Annotated in this window: 9 protein-coding genes; 5 read left to right on the top strand and 4 right to left on the bottom strand. The window is 69.4% G+C overall.

From position 1 onward, the window contains the following. Positions 1–60: 60 nt before the first annotated feature. The 3 genes from guaB to STRIP9103_RS24480 all read right to left on the bottom strand — a co-directional run bounded on the left by guaB (position 61) and on the right by STRIP9103_RS24480 (position 3210). Positions 61–1566 carry an IMP dehydrogenase gene (gene guaB / locus STRIP9103_RS24490; RefSeq protein ID WP_009321238.1) on the bottom strand — a complete coding sequence of 502 codons (1506 nt, stop codon included), beginning with the start codon at positions 1564–1566 and terminating at the stop codon, positions 61–63. 200 nt (positions 1567–1766) lie between these two features. Beyond that, a complete protein-coding gene (locus STRIP9103_RS24485) occupies positions 1767–2342 on the bottom strand; it encodes a sigma-70 family RNA polymerase sigma factor (RefSeq protein WP_005481141.1) in 576 nt (191 codons plus the stop codon). A gap of 256 nt (positions 2343–2598) precedes the next feature. Next, a complete protein-coding gene (locus STRIP9103_RS24480; RefSeq protein WP_003948568.1) occupies positions 2599–3210 on the bottom strand; it encodes a response regulator transcription factor in 612 nt (203 codons plus the stop codon). Between the two features lie 401 nt (positions 3211–3611). Here STRIP9103_RS24480 and STRIP9103_RS24475 point away from each other — a divergent pair, with 401 nt between their 5' ends. After that, positions 3612–3941, top strand: a complete 330-nt coding sequence (locus tag STRIP9103_RS24475) for a WhiB family transcriptional regulator (RefSeq protein ID WP_009321236.1) — start codon at positions 3612–3614, stop codon at positions 3939–3941. 205 nt (positions 3942–4146) lie between these two features. Here the strand turns inward: STRIP9103_RS24475 and STRIP9103_RS24470 are convergent, their stop codons facing one another. Continuing rightward, complete coding sequence (locus STRIP9103_RS24470) at positions 4147–5049, bottom strand: LysR family transcriptional regulator (RefSeq protein ID WP_009321240.1); 903 nt, start codon at positions 5047–5049, stop codon at positions 4147–4149. Positions 5050–5129: 80 nt separating this feature from the next. Here STRIP9103_RS24470 and STRIP9103_RS24465 point away from each other — a divergent pair, with 80 nt between their 5' ends. The 4 genes from STRIP9103_RS24465 (at position 5130) to STRIP9103_RS24450 (ending at position 9938) form a co-directional block, all read left to right on the top strand. Beyond that, positions 5130–5834, top strand: a complete 705-nt coding sequence (locus STRIP9103_RS24465; RefSeq protein ID WP_181811126.1) for an MOSC domain-containing protein — start codon at positions 5130–5132, stop codon at positions 5832–5834. A 651-nt stretch (positions 5835–6485) separates the two neighbouring features. Next, positions 6486–8009 (top strand): multicopper oxidase family protein, encoded by a 1524-nt coding sequence (locus STRIP9103_RS24460; RefSeq protein ID WP_009321233.1) that lies wholly within the window; start codon positions 6486–6488, stop codon positions 8007–8009. 64 nt (positions 8010–8073) lie between these two features. Further along, positions 8074–8847, top strand: coding sequence for an SDR family NAD(P)-dependent oxidoreductase (locus STRIP9103_RS24455; protein ID WP_048820904.1), 774 nt, complete (start codon positions 8074–8076; stop codon positions 8845–8847). Positions 8848–9230: 383 nt separating this feature from the next. Continuing rightward, entirely contained in the window at positions 9231–9938 is a 708-nt protein-coding gene (locus STRIP9103_RS24450) for an ester cyclase (protein ID WP_048820903.1), read from the top strand. Positions 9939–10051 lie beyond the last annotated feature (113 nt).

The following is a 10051-nucleotide window of genomic DNA, read 5'->3' as shown; positions in this document are numbered from 1 at the left end:
GCCCCTGGACGAACGTCACACGCGCGTGAAGCACGAAAGCGTCCCACGCGCGCGTGGACGTCACTTACGGCTGTAGTTCGGCGCCTCGACCGTCATCTGGATGTCGTGCGGGTGGCTCTCCTTCAGACCGGCGGACGTGATCCGCACGAAGCGGCCGTTGGCCTGGAGGTCCGGAACGGTCCGGCCGCCGACGTAGAACATCGACTGGCGCAGGCCGCCGACCAGCTGGTGGACGACCGAGGAGAGCGGGCCGCGGTAGGGCACCTGGCCCTCGATGCCCTCGGGGACGAGCTGCTCGTCGGAGGCGACGCCCTCCTGGAAGTAGCGGTCCTTGGAGAACGACTTGCGGTCGCCACGGGACTGCATGGCCCCCAGGGAGCCCATGCCGCGGTACGACTTGAACTGCTTGCCGTTGATGAACAGCAGCTCGCCCGGCGACTCCTCGCAGCCCGCGAGCAGCGAGCCGAGCATCACCGTGTCGGCGCCCGCGACCAGGGCCTTGGCGATGTCACCGGAGTACTGCAGGCCACCGTCGCCGATGACCGGGATGCCGGCCTCCTTGGCGGCGAGGGAGGCCTCGTAGATGGCGGTGACCTGGGGGACGCCGATACCGGCGACGACACGGGTCGTGCAGATGGAGCCGGGGCCGACGCCGACCTTGATGCCGTCCACGCCGGAGTCGATGAGTGCCTGGGCGCCGTCCTTGGTGGCGATGTTGCCGCCGATGACATCGACGCCCGACGAGTTCGACTTGATCTTGGCGACCATGTCGCCGACCAGCCGGGAGTGGCCGTGCGCGGTGTCGACGACGATGAAGTCGACGCCCGCCTCGATGAGGGCCTGGGCGCGCTCGAAGGCGTCCCCGGCGACACCGACCGCCGCGCCGACGAGGAGGCGGCCCTCGCCGTCCTTCGCCGCGTTCGGGTACTTCTCGGCCTTCACGAAGTCCTTGACCGTGATGAGGCCCTTGAGGACGCCCTCGTCGTCGACCAGGGGAAGCTTCTCGATCTTGTGCTTGCGCAGCAGCTCCATGGCCTCGACACCGGAGATGCCGACCTTGCCGGTGACCAGCGGCATCGGCGTCATGACCTCGCGGACCCGACGCGAGCGGTCGGTCTCGAAGGCCATGTCGCGGTTGGTGACGATGCCGAGCAGCTTCTTGTTGCCGTCGGTGACCGGGACGCCGCTGATGCGGAACTTGGCGCACAGCGCGTCGGCCTCGGCGAGCGTGGCGTCCGGGTGCACGGTGATCGGGTCGGCGACCATGCCGGACTCGGAGCGCTTGACCAGGTCGACCTGGTTGGCCTGGTCCTCGATGGACAGATTGCGGTGCAGTACGCCGACGCCGCCCTGGCGGGCCATCGCGATCGCCATGCGCGACTCGGTGACCTTGTCCATGGCGGCGGACAGGAGCGGGATGTTCACCCGCACGTTCTTGGAGACGTACGAGGTGGTGTCGATCTCGTCGGGTGCCATGTCCGACGGGCCCGGCAGCAGCAGCACGTCGTCGTAGGTCAGCCCGAGTGTCGCGAATTTCTCGGGCACTCCGTCGACGTTGGCAGTCATGACACCTTCCCCAAATGGCCTTGATCGGTGCGGATGTCCATGCTAACGGGAAGCGTGGGGCACACATTCCGCGGTACGAAGTGACCGAGGGTTTCGTGTGTTCGTACGGAAAGGGCACCCCGCCTGTTCATCGGGGGTGCCCTTCGAGCCGTTCTCGAATCGAGGCTCGACCGCCGTGCTCGACGCTCGACCGCCGTGCGCTACTGCTCGGCCAGCGCCCGCAGCCGGCTCAGGGCCCGGTGCTGCGCCACCCGTACCGCGCCCGGGGACATCCCCAGCATCTGTCCCGTCTCCTCGGCCGTGAGCCCCACCGCGATCCTCAGGAGCAGCAGCTCCCGCTGGTTCTCGGGGAGGTTGGCCAGGAGTTTCTTGGCCCATTCGGCGTCGCTGCTGAGGAGTGCGCGCTCCTCGGGGCCGAGGGAGTCGTCGGGGCGCTCCGGCATCTCGTCCGAGGGGACGGCCGTGGAGCCGGGGTGGCGCATCGCGGCGCGCTGCAGGTCGGCGACCTTGTGACCGGCGATGGCGAAGACGAACGCCTCGAACGGCCGTCCGGTGTCCTTGTAGCGCGGCAGCGCGAGGAGGACGGCGACGCAGACCTCCTGCGCCAGGTCCTCCACGAAGTGCCGCGCGTCGCCCGGCAGCCGCGACAGCCGGGTGCGGCAATAGCGCAGGGCCAAAGGGTGGACATGGGCGAGCAGATCATGCGTGGCCTGCTCGTCCCCGTCGACCGCGCGATGCACGAGCGCACCGATCACTGTCGTCTCGTCGTCGCGCATCGGTCCATGGTGCCTTGCGGCCGCAGGGTCCGTGGCGCCACGTCCATGGTTGTGCACCGAAGCGTTATGAGCAGGCGCGCCGGAACTCATCTCCTGCGCCCTCCCCTCCCGCTCGTTCGACTGCTCCCCGAGGAACTCCACGCTTCAAGGATGCGGCATCCGCGGCGAAACAAGCAGCGGGCACCCGATGAGCCGCGATGCCACCCCCGCCCACCTGCTGGTAGGCGGGGATTCTCCCACCCCCGTGATGGCTCACTCAGCGAACCAGACCCCAGCGGAAGCCGAGCGCCACGGCGTGCGCGCGGTCCGAGGCGCCGAGCTTCTTGAAGAGCCGCCGGGCGTGAGTCTTCACGGTGTCCTCGGAGAGGAACAGCTCGCGACCGATCTCGGCGTTCGAACGGCCGTGGCTCATGCCCTCCAGGACCTGGATCTCCCGCGCGGTGAGCGTCGGCGCGGCGCCCATCTCGGCCGAGCGCAGCCGGCGTGGGGCGAGCCGCCAGGTCGGGTCGGCGAGGGCCTGCGTCACCGTGGCGCGCAGTTCCGCGCGGGAGGCGTCCTTGTGCAGGTAGCCACGCGCGCCGGCGGCGACGGCGAGGGCGACGCCGTCCAGATCCTCGGCGACGGTGAGCATGATGATGCGCGCCCCGGGGTCGGCGGACAGCAGCCGCCGTACGGTCTCGACGCCACCCAGACCGGGCATGCGTACGTCCATCAGAATCAGGTCCGAGCGGTCGGCCCCCCAGCGGCGGAGGACTTCCTCGCCGTTGGCCGCCGTGGTCACGCGCTCGACGCCGGGCACGGTCGCCACCGCACGGCGCAGCGCCTCTCGGGCAAGCGGGGAGTCGTCGCAGACGAGGACGGATGTCATGGCCGCCCTCCGCAGCTGATGCGCGTCACCTTGAGCCTCCAGGCTGGTACGAAATCGTCACCTGTGCGGTCGACGCTCACGAGCGGACACGAACGCCTGCCCGAGCGCTTGTTGCTTCAACCGCCTCCGCCCGTCTCAACGACGGTCACTCGAAAGAGTTACGGGATGGCCGGCCACCTTCGGCACTCTACGTGAGGGTTCGGACACGGCGCAGACATGCACAACAGACCCTCAATGTTTCACCACAACCTATGACCCATTCAGCCGCTTTTCTTCCTGTTTGTTGGTGTCTGGGACTAGATTCGCAATGAGTCATATTTTCATCTCCTTAGATGGTCGATGTACGGTCATGGGTACCGATGATCCGGTATCTGCCCGGAACAGCAACAAGGGGACACGCAATGGCAGATTTCTCCCGCCTTCCCGGACCGAACGCCGATCTGTGGGACTGGCAGCTCCTCGCGGCCTGCCGCGGGGTCGACAGTTCGCTCTTCTTCCACCCCGAGGGAGAGCGCGGCGCGGCACGGAGTGCTCGCGAGAACTCGGCCAAAGAGGTCTGCATGCGATGCCCGGTGCGCGCCCAGTGCGCGGCCCACGCCCTGGCGGTGCGCGAGCCGTACGGCGTGTGGGGCGGACTGACCGAGGACGAGCGCGAGGAGCTCATGGGCCGGGCGCGACATCGACTGGTGTCCGCGTCCACACCCGGTGGCGACACCGGTTCGAACAACTGAAGGAACGTTTCTGCACCATCCCCTGCGGCGCTTCGGCCGCGTACGTTTCAGGCGCCTCGGCTTCGTGTACGGCTACGCGTACGTTCAGGGCTTCGGTCGCGTACGTTCCCGTAGGACGACAACGCGGCATTCCCGGCGCGGCACGGCATGACCCCCGGCGCGGCACGGCACGCGCGCGTGGACCCCTGTTTGGGCTCTTCTCGGCCTAGCGGGCGGCAGCCTTGGTCAACTGGTCCAGCGTCACCGCGACCGTGGGCACCTGAGCCAGGTCAGGCAGGGTGAGCGCGACGATCTCCCGGCGCACCTCCGGCTCCACCGCGACCGTCCTGACGCCCTTGGGGCGTACGGATTCGATGGCCAGCTCCGGCAGCACGGCGACGCCGAGGCCCGCGCCGACCAGCCCGACCACCGCCGGATAGTCGTCGGTCGCGAAATCGATGCGGGGCGTGAAGCCGGCGCTCTCACAGACCCGTACCAGCTGCCCCCGGCAGCGCGGGCAGCCGGCGATCCAGGGCTCCCCGGCGAGTTCCCCGATGCCGATGGACGGCGTACGCGCCAATCGATGCCCCTGGGGCACGAGTCCGACGAGCCGGTCGGTGAGCAGGGGGCGTACGACCAGGTCGTCCCACTCCCCTTCCTCCGCGCCCACCGCGCCCTCGTAGCGGAAGGCGAGCGCGATGTCGCACTCGCCCTCGCGGAGCATCTCGACCGAACGCGGTGGTTCGGCCTCCTCCAGGGAGACCCGGGTGCCGGGGTGAGCCGCGCGGAGGGCAGCGAGGGCGGTCGGCACCAGGGTGGAGCTGCCGCTGGGGAACGAGACCAGGCGGACACGGCCGGCGCGCAGACCGGCGATGGCGGCGACCTCCTCCTCGGCCGCGGTGAGCCCGGCGAGGATCCCGGCCGCGTGCCGCACCAGCGCCTCGCCCGCCTGGGTCAGCCGCATCTCCCGGCCGCTGCGGACCAGCAAGGGCGTGCCCACGGACGACTCCAGCGCCTTCATCTGCTGGCTGACGGCGGGCTGGGTGCAGCCGAGTTCGCGTCCTGCCGCCGAGAAGGAGCCGGTGGCGGCGACGGCGCGCAGTACACGGAGATGGCGGGCCTCGATCACAGGTCGATCATAAGCGGGGCTTGGGTGTGGCGCCGAATAATGCGTCGACGCTTTGATGGTCGCTCGCCTAGCTTGCTGACATGAAGCTTCTGTCACTGAACGTGGGGCGCCCCAAGGCCGTCGACGTCCCGGATGAGTCGAAGCACATGACGGGCATCGACAAGCGGCCGGTGGACGGGCCGGTGCGGGTGGCCGCGCCCGGGCCCAAGGGGGTCGGCGGCAGCGGGGTGGCCGGGGACGCGGTGTGCAACACGCAGCACCATGGCGGCGACGATCAGGCGGTGTACGCGTTCGCCCGCGAGGATCTCGACGGCTGGGAGCGCGAACTGGGCCGCACCCTGCCCAACGGTTCCTTCGGCGAGAACCTCACCACCGAGGGGCTCGACGTCTCCGGTGCCCTCATCGGCGAACGCTGGCGGATCGGCGCCGAGGTGATCCTGGAGGTCACCACCGGGCGCATCCCCTGCCTCAACTTCCAGCAGCACCTGGGCGAGCGGGGCTGGGTCAAGCGCTTCACACGCCAGGGCGCGCCCGGCGCGTATCTGCGCGTCATCCGGCCCGGCGAGATCCGGGCCGGCGACCCGATCGAGATCGTCCACCGCCCTGACCACGACATCACCGTCGCCCTCGTCTTCCGCGCCGAGATGACCGAACGCGAGTTGCTGCCGCGGCTGCTCGCCGCCGGGGAGGCGCTGCATCCGGAGGTGCTGGAGACGGCTCGGAAGTACGCGGCGACGAACGGCGGGGGCGGGGAGAAGAGCGGCGGGGGCGGGGCGGTCGAGTAGGAGGCGCGGGGGAGCCGAGGGGGAGCCGCGTTGCGGAGTGGTGAGGGGAAGCGACGCGATGGAGGCCGGGGGTATCCACGTCACGGAGGCCGAGGGGGGAGCAACGCGTCAAAGGTCGGGGCAGACCGCGCTGACCCTGCGGAGGCCGGGGGCAAGGCACGCCGCCGGAGTCGTGTGGAAGCCGTTCGGAGTCGGGCGGCGCTGCCCCGAAATCGTGCGGCGGATGTTCGGTGATCATGCGGCGGGTCGCTCGGCAATCGTGCGGTGGGCGCTCGGCCGTCGCGCGTGGTGCTCGTGAGCGGACGAAGGCGCGTCGTCGTGCGCAAGTCGGCGAGGGCGCGCCGACGCTGTGTGGAATCCGCCGACAGCATGGCGGCCGTAGGCGGGACTCGCCCGGCTCGGAGTGTCAGCCGGGCCCGGAGTGGCCGCAACGCGGTCCGCACTCGGCCCGCCCCAAGCCCTCCGGCTTCGCGTTGCTCGGCGCGGAACTCGCCTGAGGCGCAAGGCATCTGAGCCTCCGTGACCCCGCGCAGCCCAGTCCCCGCACGGCTCCTAGGGGTCATCCCGGGGGGGTCGGGCGGGGGTGGGATCAGGGGTGGGCCAGGGACCGTCCCGGATGTCCACGGTTCGGCGGGCCGGAACGCTGGAGGCATGTCGCGGATCAAGCGTGTTCTCATCGTGCTCGGCTCGGTCGTCACCGTCTCGGTGCTGACGATCGGCGGCCTGTTCGCGTGGGTGTGGACGGGTGCCGACGTCAGCACGGTCGGCAAGGTCGCGTTCGACGAGAAGCTGGCGATACCGCCGCCGGCGCGGTCGTCCGTCGACAAGAACGGCACACGCGTCTTCGACCTGCGCATGCGGGCGGGCGAGACGGAGTTCAAGGACGGGCGGAAGACGCCCACATGGGGCTTCAACGGCTCCTATCTGGGTCCCACGCTGCGCGCCGAACGCGGCGAGAAGGTCCGCGTGCGGATACGGAACGAGTTGGAGGAGGCCTCCACGGTCCACTGGCACGGCATGCACCTGCCCGCGCGGATGGACGGCGGCCCGCACCAGATGGTCGCCCCCGGCGCCACCTGGAGCCCGCACTGGACGGTGGACCAGCCGGCGGCAACGCTCTGGTACCACCCCCATCCACACGGCGCGACGGCCCGGCATGTGGCACAGGGCCTGGCGGGTCTGTTCCTCATCGACGACAGGAAGGCCGCGAGACTCGCCCTGCCGAAGAAGTACGGCGTCGACGACCTGCCCCTCATCGTGCAGGACGTGCGCTTCGACGGCGCGAAGCTCGACACCGGGCGCGGCACCCTGCAGAACGTGGGCTTCCTCGGCGACCGCACCATGGTCAACGGCACCCTGAACCCCTACCAGGAGGTCCACGACGAACTCATACGCCTGCGCCTGCTCAACGCCTCCACGGCACGCACCTACGACTTCGGTTTCCCGGACGACCGCGGCTTCACCCTGATCGCGACGGACGGAGGCCTGCTGGAGCAGCCGGTGTCGCAGCGACGGGTGCAGCTGTCACCGGGCGAGCGGGCCGAGATAGTCGTACGAATGCGGGCGGGCGAGCGTCTGACGCTGCGCAGCTTTCCGCAGCACAACTACGGGGACGCCTGGCAGCGCCGTTTCGCCGGAGGCGACGACTCCTTCGACGTACTGCAACTGCGAGCGGCCGACCGCCTCCGCCCGTCCCCCGAGCTCTCCTCCGTACTGGGCGATTTGGAGCTGCCCGGCGGTGAGGAGAGCGCCGTACGGGGCAGGTACTTCGATCTGAAGCGCTCGGGTATCAACGGACGCCCGATGGAGATGACCCGCGTCGACGAGACGGTCACGCGGGGGACGACGGAGGTGTGGACGGTCCACAACGGAAACGGCATGCCGCACAACTTCCATGTGCACGACGTGCAGTTCAGGATCCTGGAGGTCAATGGAGAGAAACCGCCGCCCGCGCTGCGGGGCCGCAAGGACACGGTGTTCCTGCCGAACGGCACCACCATGAAGCTCGCCCTGCGCTTCGACGGCCCGGCGGATACGGAGACTCCGTACATGTACCACTGCCATCTGCTGTACCACGAGGACGAGGGGATGATGGGCCAGTTCGTGGTCGTGGAGAAGGGGCAACGAGCCGGCACACCACCGTCCCACACGACGCACGCACACGGAGGTCGGTGACCTCGTACGACTCCGGCCGGTGACGGAAACGGATCACCACAGTCCAGGTCACTACCCTTACGCCATGACAACGGCTCTGATTACGGGATCCACTGCGGGAATCGGTGCCGCCTTCGCACGGCGGCTGGCGGCGGACGGGCACAACCTGGTGCTGGTGGCGCGTGACACCAAACGGCTGCGGGAGCAGGCCACGGAGTTGCACGACCGGCACGGCATCGAGGCCGAGGTGCTGACGGCGGATCTGGCGACGGACGACGGCATCGATGCGGTGGCGGCCCGTCTGGAGAACCGCAAGAACCCGGTCGACCTGCTGATCAACAACGCCGGCTTCGGCAACAAGGGCAGCTATCTCGATGTCTCGATGGCCGACGAGCTGAAGATGCTCAAGGTGCACTGCGAGGCGGTCCTCCGCCTGACCTCGGCGGCGGCCGAGGGCATGCGGGAGCGGGGCCGGGGCGGGGTCGTCAACGTGGCGTCGGTCGCCGCCTTCGTGCCGCGCGGCACCTACGGCGCGTCCAAGGCCTGGGTCGTGCAGTTCACCCAGGGGGCGGCCCGGGATCTGGCGGGCAGTGGGGTGCGGTTGATGGCGCTGTGCCCGGGCTTCGTCCGTACGGAGTTCCACCAGCGGGCGGGGATGGGAACCGACAACATTCCGGGGTGGATGTGGCTCGACGCCGACAAGCTGGTGACGGCCGCGCTCGCCGACCTGTCCCGTGGCAAGACGGTCTCCATCCCGGATCCGCGCTACAAGGCTCTGATGGGCGTGGCGAAGGTGGTGCCGAGAGGGCTGCTGGGCGGGGTCAGCTCGAAGACGGGGCGGAAGTACGGGCCGCAGTAGGGCGAGAGGAGGGGGTCCGGGGGCACAGGGCTTCGACTGTCAGGGGGACGATGCGGGGTTCGACGATCCATAAGCCGGGTGGTGGACGGAGGGCGCACCACGACGTCAGCGCCGTCTTGCCCGCCCACGCGCCGGCCCGCCACCAGGTGTGGTCGCGACCGGGGTCGACGCTGCAGAAGGCGGCCGGATCGGCCGACTCGCGCTCACGGTCGATGAGTCGCCGGTGATGGCCACGCCGATGTCCCGGCCCGTGGTCACCGACCGTTGTCTCCCTCACCAGCGCATGTCGTCATGATGCCGAAGCGGTCAAAGGGTGAGAGGGCGGCGGAGCCGGGAGACAATGGGAGTGTTCGACCGGACCCAGGGGGGCCGGAGGTGGTGTCATGACGTTTGTGCAGGTCATTGACTGTAGGACCAGTCGGTTCGACGAGATGAATCGGCTGATGGACACCTGGGTCGAGCAGACCAAGGGGAAGCGGACGGCGACGCACAGTGTCATCGGCAAGGACCGGGCCGACGCGTCGCACTTCGTCGAGATCGTGGAGTTTCCGTCGTACGAGGAGGCGATGCGGAACTCCAAGCTGCCGGAGACGGACCGGATCTTCCAGGAGATGGTCGCGCTCTGCGAGGAGACGCCGACGTTCACGGATCTGGACGTGGTGCGGGACGAGCCGTTGTACGCGGCCAACGCGCGACGGTTCTTCGAGACCCTGGCCACCGCGGGCGAGCTCCCGCCGCTCGACGACCTGCTCGTCGAGAACTACCACGACCACGATCCCTCCGAGCCGCAGGACGCTATCGGCATGGACGCGTTCAGGCGCGAGGTCGCGATGTGGCGGGGCGGTTTCGACTTCGCGTTCACGGTCGAGGACCAGATCGCGCAGGGTGACCGGGTGTGCACCCGGTGGACGTGGAACGCCACGCACAAGGGCGAGTTCCTCGGTATCGCGGCCACCGGGAAGAAGGTCTCCATGACCGGGACGACCATCCACCGGTGCACGGCGGACGGGAAGATCGCCGAGGGCTGGTGGCAGTACGACCGGCTCGGCCTGATGAGCCAGCTGGGGGCCCTTGAGGGGCTGGAGCGGTAGGCCCAGGCCACGGACGGACGTTCGCACCAGATCTACGTACCAGATCTACGCACCAGACCCACGTACCGGACCCACGTACCGGACGGACGTACAGGGCCCTTGTACGCGGGGAA

The sequence above is a fragment of the Streptomyces ipomoeae 91-03 genome (genome assembly GCF_000317595.1).
Classification (GTDB): Bacteria; Actinomycetota; Actinomycetes; order Streptomycetales; family Streptomycetaceae; genus Streptomyces; species Streptomyces ipomoeae.
The sequence above is the reverse complement of the archived record's forward strand: the minus strand, read 5'-3'. Positions and strand labels throughout refer to the sequence as shown.